9 protein-coding genes are annotated in these 15,887 nt (G+C 71.1%); 6 read left to right on the top strand and 3 right to left on the bottom strand.

What is annotated here, in order from left to right; all coding sequences use genetic code 11:
* Positions 1 to 557: 557 nt before the first annotated feature.
* The 4 genes from AB0M01_RS03080 (at position 558) to AB0M01_RS03065 (ending at position 11,482) form a co-directional block, all read left to right on the top strand.
* Positions 558 to 2,102, top strand: a complete 1,545-nt coding sequence (locus tag AB0M01_RS03080; RefSeq protein WP_363665192.1) for a gamma-glutamyltransferase — start codon at positions 558 to 560, stop codon at positions 2,100 to 2,102.
* A 135-nt stretch (positions 2,103 to 2,237) separates the two neighbouring features.
* Positions 2,238 to 3,218 (top strand): glycosyltransferase family 2 protein, encoded by a 981-nt coding sequence (locus AB0M01_RS03075; protein ID WP_363665191.1) that lies wholly within the window; start codon positions 2,238 to 2,240, stop codon positions 3,216 to 3,218.
* Between the two features lie 50 nt (positions 3,219 to 3,268).
* On the top strand, positions 3,269 to 5,530 hold the full coding sequence (locus AB0M01_RS03070) for a hypothetical protein (RefSeq protein ID WP_363665190.1): 2,262 nt from the start codon (positions 3,269 to 3,271) through the stop codon (positions 5,528 to 5,530).
* A gap of 105 nt (positions 5,531 to 5,635) precedes the next feature.
* Entirely contained in the window at positions 5,636 to 11,482 is a 5,847-nt protein-coding gene (locus AB0M01_RS03065) for an Ig-like domain-containing protein (RefSeq protein ID WP_363665189.1), read from the top strand.
* Between the two features lie 50 nt (positions 11,483 to 11,532).
* Here the strand turns inward: AB0M01_RS03065 and AB0M01_RS03060 are convergent, their stop codons facing one another.
* The 3 genes from AB0M01_RS03060 to AB0M01_RS03050 are packed head-to-tail and all read right to left on the bottom strand — an operon-like array spanning position 11,533 to position 13,535.
* Entirely contained in the window at positions 11,533 to 12,060 is a 528-nt protein-coding gene (locus tag AB0M01_RS03060) for a GNAT family N-acetyltransferase (protein ID WP_363665188.1), read from the bottom strand.
* Between the two features lie 30 nt (positions 12,061 to 12,090).
* Positions 12,091 to 12,987: an RNA polymerase sigma-70 factor gene (locus AB0M01_RS03055; RefSeq protein WP_363665187.1), complete on the bottom strand. Its 897-nt coding sequence runs from the start codon at positions 12,985 to 12,987 to the stop codon at positions 12,091 to 12,093.
* A complete protein-coding gene (locus AB0M01_RS03050; RefSeq protein WP_363665186.1) occupies positions 12,984 to 13,535 on the bottom strand; it encodes a carboxymuconolactone decarboxylase family protein in 552 nt (183 codons plus the stop codon). The genes AB0M01_RS03055 and AB0M01_RS03050 overlap by 4 nt, the downstream gene beginning before the upstream one ends.
* A 101-nt stretch (positions 13,536 to 13,636) precedes the next feature.
* Here AB0M01_RS03050 and argC point away from each other — a divergent pair, with 101 nt between their 5' ends.
* Together argC and argJ are read left to right on the top strand one after the other, a co-directional pair.
* On the top strand, positions 13,637 to 14,668 hold the full coding sequence (gene argC / locus AB0M01_RS03045; RefSeq protein ID WP_363665185.1) for an N-acetyl-gamma-glutamyl-phosphate reductase: 1,032 nt from the start codon (positions 13,637 to 13,639) through the stop codon (positions 14,666 to 14,668).
* Complete coding sequence (gene argJ, locus AB0M01_RS03040) at positions 14,665 to 15,867, top strand: bifunctional glutamate N-acetyltransferase/amino-acid acetyltransferase ArgJ (protein ID WP_363665184.1); 1,203 nt, start codon at positions 14,665 to 14,667, stop codon at positions 15,865 to 15,867. The genes argC and argJ overlap by 4 nt, the downstream gene beginning before the upstream one ends.
* Positions 15,868 to 15,887: the final 20 nt, after the last annotated feature.

Genomic DNA, 15,887 nt, shown 5'->3' with positions numbered 1-15,887 from the left:
CGACCCCCATATCCCCCCCCTACCCCGCGTCGCTTCCCCAGAAACAGCCCGGCCCCAACCTCGCCCCAATCCCCCGCCAAATCCGCGGGCATGGACGGGTGCGGGGTGGCACCGCCGCGCTCGGGATCAGGTTCGCGCCGCCGGCTGATGGCCTCCCACCCCCGCGGAGCAGTTGCGGCTCCCAACAAGGCTGCGGCTGATGCCGGGGGCTTGAACACCAAACCGGGGCCTGGGACAGGTAATACGTTGTCCGCGGTCCCGGGATGGTGTTCAAGGTCCCGGTGCTCGGCCGGCTCCGGTGCCGAGGCCGATCGCCTGCCGGTGACGGTGCGAGGTGTGATGGCGGGTGCCGATGCGCGGCGTGGTGGTGGGGCGCGATGCGGTGACGAGCGCCGGGGTGCTAGTACGCCGGTGCGCGGTGCGTTGGCGAGGCGAGATGCGCCGATGCGTGCGGGCGTGCGGTTGTGCGGTGCGGTGGCGGCGCAAGGTGCGCTGACGGGTGCCGGGGTGCGGGTGCGCAGCGTGGTGGCGGGGCGGCTCGGCGGGGGGCGCGGCTGATGGGGGCGCATCCTCGGGTGGCGGTGGCGGCGCCCAACAAAGCCGCGGCTGACGCGGGTGTGCGGGTGGCTGCTGAAGGCGGGAACGCGGTGGATGCCGCGATCGCGGCCACGCTCGTCACGATGGTGAACGAGATCGGTGTCGTCTCGCCGGCGTCCGGTGGGTTCGTCACGTTGCAGGTTGCCGGTGGCGAGCCGGTGACGATCGACGGGTGGGTGGAGATGCCCGGCCGTGGGTTGCCGGACGAGCGGTTCGGGCGTGGGATCTGGGACGTGACCACCGACTACGGCGGCGGTACGACGACCACCGTGGGCCACGGGTCGGTGGCGACACCGGGTGGGATGAAGGCGCTCGACCTCGCGCACCGCCGGTCCGGGAAAGCGCCCTGGCGCGAGGTTGTCAGGCCCGCGATCGAGGTCGCCCGGGAGGGGTTCACGTTGAGCCGCACCTCTGGGTACTACCTCGGCTACACCCACGACATCATCTTCGGCTGGCACCAGCCGAGTCACGGTGTCGTGCACGACGGCGACGGCGAGGTGATCAAGGCGGGCAGCACCGTCGTGATCCCCGAGCTGGCCGCGGCGCTGGAGCTGATCGCGGCCGAGGGCGCCGAGACCATGTACACCGGCGAGCTCGCGCGCCTGCTCGTGCACGACATGCACGCCAACGACGGGATCCTGACCGCCGAGGACCTGGCGGCGTACGAGGCGATCGTCCGTCCGGCGCTGGTCGTCAAGCAGAACGGCTGGAGCCTCGCGACCAACCCTCCGCCGGCCGTCGGCGGGGTCGCGGTCGCCGCGATGCTGGCGCTGCTCGACGGCGTACCGGTGCAGGGCGGGTGGAACCCGGCCGAGCTCGAGCGTCTGGTCGAGGTCCAGCACGCGGTGTTCGGCCGGCGTCTGGCCGAGCTCGACGAAGAAGATGTTCGCCGCCTCGAAGGCCAGAAGCTGCTCGACCTCGCTTCGGCCGGTGATCTGCGCGCACTCACCTCACCCAGTACGGCGACGGTCTCGGTCGTCGACGACGAGGGTGACGCCTGCGCCATCACGGTCTCGTCTGGTTACGGCTCCGGCGTGATGACCCCCGGCACCGGCATCTGGCTCAACAACGCCCTCGGCGAGCAGGAGCTGCTGGCCGGCGGCCCGCACAGCCTCGCGCCCGGCACCCGGCTCACCTCGAACATGGCGCCTAGCGTCGCCCGCCGCGACCGCGACGGCGCGGTGCTCGCGATCAGCTCGCCGGGCTCGGACCGGATCCCGACCGCGATCGCGCAGACCTACGCGCTCTACACCCACGGCGGGCTGCCGCTCGACGAGGCGGTCGAGCACCCGCGGCTGCACGTCCGGGTCCGCGCGGACGTCGTCGTCGACTACGAGGACGACCTCGACGTCACCGGCGCGACCACCAGCCTGCCGATCCGCCCGATGCCTCCGCACTCGATGTACTTCGGCGGGGTCGCGGCCGCGTTCTGGGACCCGGAGACCGGCCTGCAGGCGGTCGGCGATCCGCGCCGGACCGGCGCCGTCGCGGTCTCGGAGTCGTGACTTCGGCGCGAGACACGCCGACGGGTGTCACGAATCACCTGCAAGTAGCTGCCAGTTCTCCGACGGAAGCATCTTTTTCTCATCTTCGGACGTTCTTATCTGATGTGAACAGAACTCTGCTGGGGGGTGGCACCGATGGGCGCGCAGGTTCCTGACCTGTCCGTCGTCGTGCCGATGTACGACGAGCAAGAGGTGCTGCCGATCTTCTTCGACCGGATGCGCCCGCTGCTGGACGGTCTCGGCGTCAGCTACGAGCTCCTCGTCGTCGACGACGGCAGCCGCGACGACACCGCGGCGATGCTGCTCGCGGCAGCGGCCGACTGGCCGCAGCTGCGGCTGGTCCGCCTGCTCCGCAACTCCGGCCACCAGGCGGCCATCTCGGCCGGCTTCCGGCGGGCCCGCGGCAACCATCTGGTCACCATCGACGCCGACCTGCAGGACCCGCCCGAGGTGATCGCCGAGCTGCTCGCGACCGCCCGCGAGAAGGACGTCGACGTCGTGTACGGCGTCCGCTCGGACCGCTCCAGCGACAGCTGGGCCAAACGCACCACGGCCCGGATGTACTACCGCTTGATGTGCCGGCTGGTCGGTAAGGACATTCCGTTCGACGCCGCCGACTTTCGGCTGGTCTCGCGCCGGGTGGTCGACGCGGTGAACGCGCTGCCCGAGGACGGGCGGGTGTTCCGGCTGGTGATTCCGTGGCTCGGATTCCCCAGCGCCGAGGTCGCGTACGTGCGGGCCGAACGCGCCGCCGGGGTCACGAAGTACAACCTGCGCAAGATGCTCCGGCTCGCGTTCGACAGCGTGACCGCGTTCTCGGCGGCGCCGCTGCGGCTGGCGACCTGGCTCGGTCTGTTCGGCGGGCTGCTGTCGGTGGCGTTCGTGATCGGCGCGCTGGTGATCAAGCTGACCGGCCAGAGCATTCCCGGCTGGACGTCGACGGTGCTGGCCGTCGCGGTGATCGGCGCGATCCAGCTGCTGTGCCTCGGTCTCCTGGGGGAGTACGTCGCCCGCCTGTTCCAGTCGAGTCAGAAACGGCCGCAGTTCCTGGTCGGCTACGACAGTCTGGACGACGCCGGCCACCAGGTGCTGGAACGAGAACCCGCAAGAACTTGACCGTCCTCGTCGACCTTCCCGCCGGTCCGACGGAACGCTCCGCCCGACCGATGACCCGGCTGCTGCCGTGGTTGCTGCCGCTGGTCGTCGCACTGGTCGGCCTGCTCATGGCCGACGTACCGGTGACAGCAATCCTGCGGTACGCCGCGTACTTCGCAGCCGGCGTCGCACTGCCCGGTGTGCTCCTGCTGCGCGCGCTCTGGCGCAGCAAGGGCAACTGGGCCGAGGACCTCGGCCTCGGCGCTGTCGTCGGGTTCACGTATCAGCTGCTCGGCTGGGCCCTGTTCACCCTGGTCGGATGGCAGCAAATGCTGGTGGTCTGGCCGGTGCTGCTCCTCGCATTGTTCGCCGCAGTACCGGGTCTGCGCAGGCACTGGCGGATCGCTGACCCCAAGCCGCTGCCGCTGGCGTGGACGTGGGGTCTGGCCGCCGCGGCCGCCGTCATGCTCGGCGGCGCGACGTTCGGCGTCTACGCGTACCACCCGATGCCTCCGACCGGTACGGCGTACTACCCGGACCTGCTGTTCCACCTGTCGATGGTGAACGAGCTGACCCGGTCAGTGCCGCCGCAGCTGCCACAGGTCGCCGGGCTCGCGCTGGACTACCACTGGTTCGCCAACGCCGACATGGCCGGAGCAGTCGACATCACCCGGCTGTCGCCGATCCTGGTGCTCTACCGGCTCTGGCTGTTGCCGCTGCTGGTCGTGGGCCTCCTGGTCTTCGCCACGCTCGCCCGCGCGGTCAGCCGGGCCTGGTGGACCGGCGTCCTCGTCGCGGTCGCCGTGGCCGCGCCGCAGCTCGCGCTGTTCATCGACAACGGTGTGGACCTCGCACCGCCGTTCAGCCTGATCAGCCCGTCGCAGACCTTCGGCATGCTCGCCGGTACGGCGGCCGCCGTGTTCCTCATCGAGCTGCTCTTCCGTGGCCGGCAGCCGAAAGGCCTGTGGGTGCTGGCCTTCTCGGTCGCGGTGGTCGGCGGTGGCTCCAAGCCCACGATCCTGCCGATCCTCGTCGGCGCGGTCGGCCTGTCCGCCCTCTTCGTCCTGATCCGCGACCGCAAGCTGCCGCTGCGCTTCGTCGCGGCGGCCGCCGTACTGGTCGCCTCCGCCATCGGCACACTGCTGACCGTTGCCGGAAGCACCAGCGGCTCCGGCCTCCAGCTACTCGCGATCGTCAAGCTGCAGGCCGGCTACCGAGCAGCAACCGGCGACGCGACTCCGGCCGGTGGCGGCGGGCTCATCCTGCCCGCACTCACCTCCGGCCGCTTCCTGTCGATCGTCGGCGCACTGGTCGTGCTCGCACTGATGCTGATCGCCCAGGCGGTCGCGCTGGCCGGCTACGGGCTGCTCGGACGTCGTGAGCTCCGACAGGACCCACTCGGCTGGTTCCTGCTCGGTGGGCTGGTCGCCGGCTGGGCCGCGTACCTCCTGGTCGACCACCCGTCCGCCAGCGAGTCGTACTTCGTCCGCAGCGTCGTCCCGATCAGCTTGGCCGCGATCGCCTGGCTGGCCGCGCTCGGGTTCAAGCAGATCGAGGACCGACGCCGGGCGGCGATCACCGTCGGGGTGCTGGCCGCCGGACTCGGCTTCGTCTACGCGGCCGCGCTCCACCTGTCCAAGACCCGACCGACCGGCGAACAGCTCGACCGGGTCGTCCTCGTCGCCCGACCGCTGATCGCCGTCTTCGCGATCACCGTCGTGCTGACCCTCCTCTGGCCGGTCGCCGCCAAGCGACTAGCCGGCTTGGCCGGGCTCGGGGGAGTGGTTGTCCTGGCAACGATCCTCGCGATCCCAGCGGCCGGCGCGCTCGCGATCGGCGTCCGGGCGACGGCCAGCGACCAGACCAAGTCGTTCACCTCCGCCCAGTGGCGCGTGCACCCCGACGAAGCCAGGGCCGCGCTCTGGCTGGCCCGCAACTCGCGCCCTGACGACGTCGTCGCGACCAACACCTGGTGCCGTCCGGCCGGGTCGCAGCGACCGGGCTGCGACGCGCGCGGCTACATCGTCAGCGGCATCGCCGGTCGCCGGACGCTGATCGAGGGCTGGGCCTACGCCGGCCAGGCGATGAGCAGGCAGGGCGTCGGCGGCAAGCGCTACACGAACCAGCCATCGCCCTGGCCGGACCGCGTTCAGCTGACCAATCAGGCGCTCGACGCCCCGACGCCGGAGGTCCTGCGTCGCCTCCGTGATCAGTACTCCGTCCGCTGGCTGTACGCCGACCTGTACGACGGCCCAGTGTCCCCACGGCTGGCCCACCTGGCCCACCTGAGACATCGCGAGCAGCACGTCCAGATTTACGAACTGAGGCGCTGATTCCCGCGTAACATCTACTCCGCGTGGAGCGTTGTCTCTGCGCTGGCCCGTTTCGCCCCGGTGCCAACGCGATGCAGGACGTGCGTCATGGGGAGGGGCGGAAGAGTGGGCAGGACCTGGGGGCGAACCCGGCCGGTACTGGCGGTTCTGCTGATCCTTGCTGTGCTCCTGGCCGGTACGCCGGCCGCCGGGTACCAGGTGCCCTCGGCACCGTTCACCCAGGCCGCCACGGCGACCGCCACGATGCCGGGCTCGGGCCTGACCCAGACGATCGCCGTCACCGGCCGTACCGAGTTGCTCGACGCAACGACCGCCGGCGTCCGCGGTCTCTCCGCGAGCACCTACCAGCCCGCCGTCGCCTCGACGACCCCCGCGCAGGACCTGCTCGTCAACACCGGCGACTGCGCCGCGGTCGGCAGTTGCGGCAACCGCGGCACGCTGACGATCACCTTCTCTCAGCCGGTCCGCAACCCGGTCCTCCACTTCGCCGGGATTGGCGGCTCGTCGACGCAGTCCGTGAACGGTCAGCCGCGCGGCCAGTCCGAGCTGCACACCGTGCTCAAGCTCGGCACCGCCGGCCTCAGCCTGCGCAAGATCGGCCAGGGCAACAACCTCGCCGTCACCAGCGACACGGTCACCGCCGCCAACCACGACGCCGGCCCGAACTGCGTGAACACCGACACCGGCGACGGCCTCGACGCCACCGCGACCGCCGCCTGCGGCTCGGTCCAGGTGAACGGCGTCGCCACCACGATCAGCTTCGACCTGACCGCCGTCTTCACCAAGCACCCGAAGCTCCCCGCGTTCAACACCAAGAGCTCGGCCGACGCGTTCTCGGTGGTCGCCTCGGTCGGCGAGGATTTCGGCGACGCCGCCGCATCGTACGGCGCGGCCTGGTCGGTGCTGAGCGACCTGCGGATCGGCGCCGACGCGACCGAGGACAACGCGACCAGCGCCAACGCGACGACCGGTCCGGCGACCGCCGACCAGGGCGACGACGGTGTCACCTTCGGCCCGCTGCTCACCAGCGCGACGTCGTACGCCGTACCGGTGGCTCTGAGCGGTGCCTCGAAGCCGGGTGAGGTCTGCGGCTGGATCGATCTCGACCGCAACGGCAGCTTCGCGGCCGCCGAGCGGGCCTGCTCGACGTTCGCGGCCGGGCAGGGCGAGACGACGCTGAGCTGGACGAAGCTCGCCAAGCTCGGACCGGCCGGGCCGACGACCGCGCGGATCCGTGCCGGCTACTCGTCGGCACAGGTCGGGAAACCGACTGGCGCCGCCGACTCCGGCGAGGTCGAGGACTACGCGCTGACGATCGTTCCACCGCCTCCGCCGGTCGCCGTCGACGACCTCGTCGGTACGCCGTACGACACCGGTGTCACGACCGATGTACTGCGCAACGACAAGGCCGGCGACCCGAGCACGCCGCTGCAGCCGAGCTCGCTGTGCCTGGTCGACGGGACAGCCTGTCGCCAGATGGTCAACGTGGTCGGTCGCGGCAAGTACGTCGCGACACCGGACGGCCGGATCGACTTCGACCCGGTGCCGGGGTTCGTCGGCGTCGCCGAGCCGGTCACCTACCGCGTTGCCGACAGCAACGGCGCGAAGGCCACCGCGCGGCTGATCGTGACTGTCGCGCTGCCGGCCAAGCCGGTCGCCGCACCGGACACCGCGACCACCGCGCAGAACGTCAGCCTCGGGATCATCCCGCTGGCCAACGACCAGGCCGCGCCCGGCGTCAGCCTCGACCCCAGGACGGTCGAGCTGCGCGACCCGGCCGGTGGCACCGCGCAGGCCGACCCGGCGTTCAAGAAGAAGGTCGTCGTCCCGAACCAGGGCAGCTACACGGTCAAGCCGGACGGCGGGGTCGACTTCGTCCCGCTGCCGCGGTTCACCGGCGTCGCGACCACGATCGGGTACCGGGTCGCCGACAGCACCGGCCAGCTCACCGAGTCGACGCTGACCGTCACGGTCACGCCGGTCGTCCCGAAGGCGCTCGGCGACTCGGTGAGTACGCCGTTCGACACCAACGCCGTGGTTGCGGTGCTCGACAACGACCTGGCCGGATCGCCGGACGCCCCGCTCGACCCGGCGTCGCTGGCGCTCGTCGACCCGAAGACCGGCAAGTTGGTGACCAAGGTCGTGGTCGCGCGGCAGGGCGAGTTCCAGGTTGCCGACGGCAAGATCGTGTTCGCGCCGGCGACCGGGTTCCAGGGCAGCACGACCCCGCTCGGCTACCAGGTGCTCGACAAGAACGGGACGGCCGCCCGCGCGCAGCTCGTGGTCAGTGTCGACGCTCCCGGGCCGCCGGTGGCGAACCCGGACACCCTGACGACGCTGCAGGGCACCCCGGCGTACGCGTCGGTGCTGGCCAACGACAAGCCCGGTCCGACCGGCGCTGAGCTCGATCCCGAGAGCGTGCGGCTGGTCCCGGCCGGGCGCGCCGAGCCGGGGACCTCGCTGGTCGTGCCGGGTCAGGGCAAGTACTCGACGCGGTCGGACGGCCGGATCCTGTTCGAGCCGGTGCCTGCGTTCCACGGCAAGGCGACCCCGGTCCGGTACCAGGTGGCCGACGGCAACAAGGCGGTCGGCGCGACGACGCTGAGTGTCGAGGTGACCCGGGTCCAGCCCGATGCGACCGACGACACCGCCAGTACGGCGTACGACACGAACGTGACGGTCCGCGTGCTGGCCAACGACACCGCGGGCGACCCGGCGCTGCCGCTGGTCCCGACGACACTGCGGCTGATCGACCCGGTCGGCGAGGTGCCGCGCCAGGTGGTCGTGGTCGACGGCGAGGCGACCTTCACCGCCAAGCCGGACGGCACCGTCGAGGTCGATCCGCTGCCGTCGTTCACCGGCGTCCTGACGTCGCTCGCGTACACGGTGCTGGACGTCAACGGGACGCCCGCGGGGGCGGCGCTGACCGTCACGATCGCGAAACCCCCACCGCCGGTCGCGAAACCCGACACCGGCCGGACGGCGCAGGACGTACCGCTCCGAATCGATGCCCTGGCCAACGATCTCGCCGGGGAGGGGACCGGGCTCGACCCGCTCAGCGTGGTCCTGATCGACCCGGCCGACGGTTCGCTGCGCAAGGCCGTCACCGTCCCGGGGCAGGGGCGGTGGAGCGTCGACCCGCTGGGGACGGTCGAGTTCGACCCGGTCCCGGCGTACACCGGGACGGCGACGACGCTGACCTACCGGGTGTCTGACTGGTTCGACCAGCCGGCGCGGTCGACGATCGCGGTCACCGTGACGCCGGTGACGCCGGTCGCGGTCGATGACAGCGCGACGACGCCGTACGACGTGACGGCGACGGTGCGCGTGCTGGCCAACGACAAGGCCGGGGACGTGACGGCGCCGCTGGTGCCGGGCAGTCTGCGGCTCGAGGATCCGGCGGACGGAGTGTTCAAGCCGTCGGTGAGCGTGCGGGGGCAGGGGGTGTACACCGCGCGCGGTGGTGTGGTGGTGTTCGATCCGGCCGTCGGGTTCAGCGGGTCGGCGAGTGACCTGACCTATCAGGTTGCCGACGACAACGGGACGCCGGCGACCGCGGTCGTGCGGATCACCGTCGGCGCGCCGCCGGTCGCGCGACCGGACACGGCCTCGACGCTGCAGGACGTGACCGTCACAGCGAACGTGCTGAGCAACGACAGCCCCGGGACGGACGCAAAGCTCGATCCGGCGTCGGTCCTGCTTCGAGACGGCGCCAGGGCCTCGTTCGGGAAGACGCTGACCGTCGCCGGGCAGGGGACGTACACCGTGCAGGACAGCGGCGCGGTGCAGTTCGACCCGCTGCCGGCGTTCCGCGGCAAGGGAAAGCCGATCACCTATCGTGTTGCCGACAGCAACAAGTCGGTGGCGACCGCGACGCTGCTGCTGAGTACGACGCCGATCGATCCGTTCACGGTCGACGACTCCGCGATCACGCCGTACAACCAGGCGATCACCGTCGATGTGCTGGCCAACGACAAGCCGGGTGACGCGAGCGCGCCGCTGGTGCCGGGGAGCCTGCTGCTGAAGGATCCGGCGGACGGGAAGTACCGGGCGACGGTGACGCAGCCGCGTGAGGGCACGTACGTCGCGGACAAGACCGGGAAGGTGACGTTCACGCCGGTCAAGGACTACCAGGGCGTGACGACGCCGGCGACGTACCGGATCACCGACGACAACGGGACGACGGCCGAAGGGTTGCTCTTCCTCACGGTCGGCAAGGGGCCGGAGGCGAAGCCGGACAGCGTCACGACCAAGCAGAACGGCGCGGTGACGTTCAACCCGCTGGCCAACGACCTGCCCGGTACGGCGGCCGAGCTGCAGAAGACGTCGGTGCAGATCTTCGGCACCTCGGCGATCCGGGCCTGGGACCGCAAGGTGACCATCGCCGGACAGGGCACGTTCGAGGCCGACGCGGTGACCGGCGAGATCAAGTTCAGGCCGGTGCCGACGTTCAGCGGGCGGAGCGCGATCGGTTACCAGGTCACCGACACGAGCGGGAACAAGGCCGCCTCGACCGCGACCGTGACGGTGAGCCGGATCGAGCCGGTGCTCGTCGACGACACCGCGGCGACGGCGTACGACACGGCGATCACGGTGGCGGTGCTCGGCAACGACAAGGCGGGTGACGCGAGCGCGCCGCTGGTACCGGAGTCGGTGCGGGTGATCGATCCGGCGACCGGTGATCCGGTGTCGTCGCTGCAGGTCGCCGGGCAGGGGGTGTGGACGGCGCAGCCCGACGGGGGAGTGCGGCTGGTGCCGTCGGACGGGCTGACCGGTGCGGCGACTCCGGTGACGTACCAGGTGAGCGACAAGAACGGCAGCACCGGTACGGCGACGCTGACGGTGACGGTCGATGCCCGGCCGGTCGCGCAGCCGGACCGGGAGAAGACGAAGCAGGGGATGCCGGTCGTCTTCGACCCGCTGGCCAACGACAAGCCCGGTCCGGGCGCGAAGCTCGACCCGGCGTCGTTGCTGCTGGTCGGGGCTGACGGTGACCTGGTCAAGAAGGTGACGATCCCGGAGCAGGGCGCGCTGGTTGTTGCCGATGGCAAGATCACGTTCAGCCCGGCGGCAGCGTTCACGGGGACGAGCAAGCCGACGCGGTACGAGGTGAAGGACAGCAACCGGAACGCGGCGCGGTCGACGGTCGCGGTGACGGTGCAGCCGGTGCGGCCGGTCGCTGTCGATGACAGCGCGAGTACGGCGTACGGGAAGGTCGTGGTCGTCGCGGTGCTCGACAACGACAAGGCGGGCGATCCGTTGGCGCCGCTCGATCCGGCGTCGGTCGTCGTACGGGACCCGGCCGACGGCAAGGACAAGAAGACCGTGACGATCCCGGGCGAGGGCTCGTTCACCGTCGCCGCGGACGGGACGGTGGCGTTCAATCCCGCGGGCGGTTTCAGCGGTACGACGCGCGCGGTGGGCTACCGGGTCACCGACAAGAACGGCACCTCGGACACCGCGCGGCTGGAGATCACCGTCACCGCGCCGCTGACCGCGAAGGCCGTACCGGACGGCGGGACGTCCACCCCGGGCAGCCCGGTCGTCGTCAACCCGCTCCTGAACGACACCGCGACCGAGGGCGCGTCCTGGATCCCCACGACGGTCTGCCTGGCGACCGGGACGGCGACCTGCGTACGGACCCTCACGAACGCCGCCGGGGTCTGGACGGTCCTGCCCGACGGCACGATCCGCCTGATTCCCGACCGCACCTTCGGCGGCATCGCCAAGACCGCCTACCGCGTCACCGACACCGACGCCACCACGGTCGAGTCCCAGCTGAAGATCGTCGTCGGCGGCCAGCCACCCGAGCAACCACCCACCGGAAGCGGCGCGGGTGGCGGCGCCCCCACCGCGGCCCTCCCCGACGCCGGCGGTCCATCCCCCATGCTCCTCACCCTCGGCGCCCTCCTCGCCGCCCTCGGCGTCTCCCTCCTCCGCCGCCGAGGCTGAGCCCCACTCTGGACCGGGCCCCACTGAGGAGCGGGGCCCGGTCCAGCAACCTAGGAGCGGTTCAGGTCCGTGACCAGCATGATCTCGTCGCGGTAGTCCGTTTCGGTGACGCGGACGGCGCGGGGGTGGGAGCCGACGACGCGGTAGCCGAGTTTGGTGTAGAACGCGTCGAGGGTGCTGCCGTCGCGGATGGTGAGCATGAGCTGTTCCAGACCGAGCTGCTCGGCCGAACCTCGCAGGCCGGTCATCAGGAGGCGGCCCGCGCCGGCGGCCTGGTACTTCGGGTGGACCATCACGCGGAGCACCGTGCGCCAGTGCGAGCTGAGGCTGCCGGAGTTCGCGACGAGGAGGCCCATGCCGACGTACCGGTCGCCGTTGTGCAGTACGCCGAGCAGGTCGCGCCCGGCTGCGACCCGCTCCAGTGCGAGGTCGAGTGTCTCGGCGACCTGGTGGACCGGCGCGGGTGCGGTGAAGCCGACGCTGCCGCCGGCGTCGGTGGCGGCGATCCAGGTGTCGAGCAGGTCGGCTCGCAGGCCCGGCTCCGAGACCGCGTCCGGCTCGATCACGACGTACTCCACCGCAAACCTCCAGATGCGACTGATTTGCACCTAGAGTAGATGATCGCGGCCGGGCACGCCGGTCAGCTTGTCGGGGTTGCGGACGACGTAGATGTGGCTGATCAGGCCGTTCTCGTCGAGCTGCAGGAAACCCGCGGTGTCGACCTCGTCGCCGGCGTAGGCCAGGTAGGCGACCTCGCCGTTCAGCAGCGTGGTGCCGAACGTCATCCCGGCGTTCTCCGGCGCCGAGATCACCGCGACCAGCCAGCGCGCGACCTTGTCGGCGCCGTACAGCGGCCGGAGCGCGGCCTTGCGCTTGCCGCCGCCGTCGCTGACCAGCTCGACGTCCGGCGCGAGCATCGCCACCACGTCGTCGAGGTCCCCGGAGCCGGCCGCCGCCATGAAGCGGTTGGTCAGCTCCTGGTGCCGCGCCTTGTCGACCCGGTGCCGCGGCTGCCGCGCGTGCACGTGCTCGCGCGCCCGGTGCGCGAGCTGCCGTACGGCGGCCTCCGACCGCCCGAGCGTGTCCGCGATCTCCGCGAACGGCAGGTCGAACACCTCCCGCAGCACGAACGCCGCCCGCTCCAGCGGTGACAGCGTCTCCAGTACGACGAGCATCGCCATCGACACCGAGTCGGCGACCTCGGCGATCGCCGCCGGGTCCTGCTCGTCCGGCGTCGCCACGATCGGCTCCGGCAGCCACGGCCCGACGTACTGCTCACGCCGCGACTTCTGCTGGCGGAGCCGGTTCAGCGCGAGCCGGGTGGTGATCCGGATCAGGTACGGCCGCACCTCGCGCACCTCTGACCGGTCGGCCGCGGACCACCGCAACCAGGTCTCCTGGACGACGTCCTCCGCGTCGGTCACACTCCCGACCACCCGGTACGCCGCCCCGACCAGTACCGCCCGGTGCTCGGCGAACTCCGCCGCCAGTTCCGAGTCGCTCATGCAGGCCTCAACTCACACGTCTCCTTGAAGCCCTGGCTGGTCAGCCCGAGCGCCGCGTTGATCCGGGACCGGTAGTTCTCCAGCGCGACCTGCGCCGTCAGCTCGACCAGGTCGGCCTCGGACAGGTCCTCCTGCAGCCGCGCCACCTGCTCGTCGGTCACCGCAGGCGGTGTCGCCGTCGCCGCTACCGCGTACTCCATCACCGCACGCTCCAGGTCGCTGTAGACGTCACTGTCGCGCCACCTTGGCACATCGCGCAGTTTCGCTCGATCGACTTTCTGGTGGTGGTACTCGAAGTACCCGAAGTCCATGCACCAGCTGCACCCGATCTCCGCCGACACCACCATCGTGGCCAGCGCCTTCAGCGTCGGGTCGAGGCCTTTCCACCGCGTCGCCGACCCCTCCATCGCCAGCATGGTCGTGAGCACGCCCTTGTGGTGCAGCGCGACCTTGCCGGGGTCGAGGACCGCTCCGTACTTACGCTTGCTGTACCACTCCATCACCCGCACCAGCCCGGTCCGCCGGTGCTCCAACCCGATCCGTGCCATCGTCAGCCTCCTCCGGTCACTGGTCTGACACGCGCCACCGACCCGGGTGTGACATCGGAACGGGGTTGGATATTCATTCGTTGTCTGACATACTCATTCACATGACGCTGAGGGTCGCGGTCGCAGGAGCCAGTGGGTACGCCGGGGGAGAGCTGCTCCGGCTGCTCTCGACGCACCCGGAGGTGGAGATCGGGGCGCTGACCGCGGGCGGTAACGCCGGGTCAACGCTCGGGCAGCACCACCCGCACCTGACGCCGCTGGCCGGCCGGGTCCTGGAAGAGACCTCCGCGGCGACGCTGAGCGGGCACGACGTCGTGTTCCTCGCGCTCCCGCACGGACAGTCCGCCGAAATCGCCGAGCAGCTCGGCGATGACGTCACCGTGATCGACTGCGGCGCGGACTTCCGGCTGGTCGACGCCGAGGCCTGGATCGAGTTCTACGGGGGCAAGCACGCCGGCCACTGGCCGTACGGGCTGCCGGAGCTCCCCGGCCAGCGGGACAAACTGCGCGGCGCCAACCGGGTCGCCGTCCCGGGCTGCTACCCCACCGTGTCCACCCTTGCCCTGCTCCCCGCCGTTCAGGCCGGACTGGTCGACAGCGCCCAACTGGTGGTGGTCGCTGTCAGCGGTACGTCGGGAGCGGGCAAGGGTCCCAAGCCGAACCTGCACGGCGCCGAGGTGATGGGCTCGGTCTCGGCGTACGGCGTCGGCGGCGTGCACCGGCACACCCCGGAGATCGAGCAGAACCTGGCGCCGCACACCGACGGCCCGGTCAGCGTCTCGTTCACCCCGGTGCTGGCGCCGATGCCGCGCGGCATCCTGGCCACCGCCAGCGCGCCGGTCACCGGCGGTACGACGTACGAGCAGCTCCGCGCCGTCTACGAGCAGGCGTACGCCGACGAGCCGTTCGTGCACCTGCTGCCCGAGGGCCAGTGGCCGCAGACCCAGTCCACGCTGGGGGCGAACACCGTGCTCCTGCAGGTCGCGCTGGACCAGCGCACCGGCCGCGTCGTCGTCGTGGCCGCTCTCGACAACCTCACCAAAGGCACCGCCGGTGCCGCCGTGCAGTGCATGAACCTGGCCGCCGGTCTCGACGAGACCCTGGCCCTTCCCCTGGTAGGAGTAGCCCCGTGACCGCAACCGTCACCCCGCCCGCCTCGGTCGATCGGAGCGCCGGAGTCACCGCGCCGGCCGGCTTCCGCGCGGCCGGGGTGATCGCCGGGATCAAGCCCGCGGGCAAGCCCGACCTGACCGTCGTCCTCAACGACGGCCCGGAGTACGCCGCGGCCGGCGTCTTCACCACGAACAAGGTGAAGGCCGCGCCGGTGCTGTGGTCTCAGCAGGTGCTGACCGCCGGGAAGCTGAAGGCCGCCGTACTGAACTCCGGTGGCGCCAACGCGTGCACCGGGCCGGAGGGCTTCCAGGACACCCACAAGACCGCCGAAGAGCTGGCGTCGATCCTCGGCGTCGGCGCGGGCGAGATCGGGGTCTGCTCGACCGGGCTGATCGGTGAGCGGCTGCCGATGGACAAGCTGCTGCCGGGCCTGTCGGCCGCGGTCAGCGCGCTCGGCGACACCGCCGAGCACAGCCTGGCCGCCGCGACCGCGGTGATGACCACGGACAACGTGCCGAAGCAGGCGTTCCTCACCCACGAGGGCGGCTGGAGCATCGGTGGGTTCGCCAAGGGCGCCGGGATGTGCGCGCCGAACATGGCCACGATGCTGAGCGTGATCACGACCGACGCCGTCCTGGACCAGCCGCACCTGGACCACGCGCTGCGCAACGCGGTCGGCAAGACCTTCAACCGGCTCGACGTCGACGGGGGAACGTCGACCAACGACACCGTGCTGCTGCTCAGCTCGGGCGCGTCCGGGGTGACGGTGACGCCGGAGGAGTTCGAGGCCGCGCTGACCGCGCTGGCCGGCGACCTGGTCAAGCAGCTGCAGGCCGACGCCGAGGGCGTCACCAAGCACGTCAGCATCACCGTGAAGAACGCCGCCACCGAGGCCGAGGCGGTCGCCGCCGCCAAGGTCGTTGCCGAGGACAACCTCTGCAAGACCGCCTTCTTCGCCGCCGACCCGAACTGGGGCCGGATCGCGATGGCGGTCGGCAACGCGCCGACCGCGTTCGACCCGCAGCTGCTCGACATCACCCTGAACGGCGCGGCGATCTGCGTCGCCGGCGGCAAGGGCGTGGACCGCTCCGAGGCGGACCTGTCCGGGCTGGAGATCGACGTGGTGATCGACCTGCACGCGGGCGACGCGTCCGCGACCGTGCTCACCACCGACCTGTCGCACGCGTACGTCGAAGAGAACTCGGCGTACTCGTCGTGAGCAGCAGTACTTTTTGCCTC

The organism is Kribbella sp. NPDC051770 (genome assembly GCF_040681455.1).
GTDB lineage: Bacteria > Actinomycetota > Actinomycetes > Propionibacteriales > Kribbellaceae > Kribbella.
Note: the sequence above shows the minus strand (reverse complement) of the source record. Positions and strands in the feature narration are given on the sequence as shown.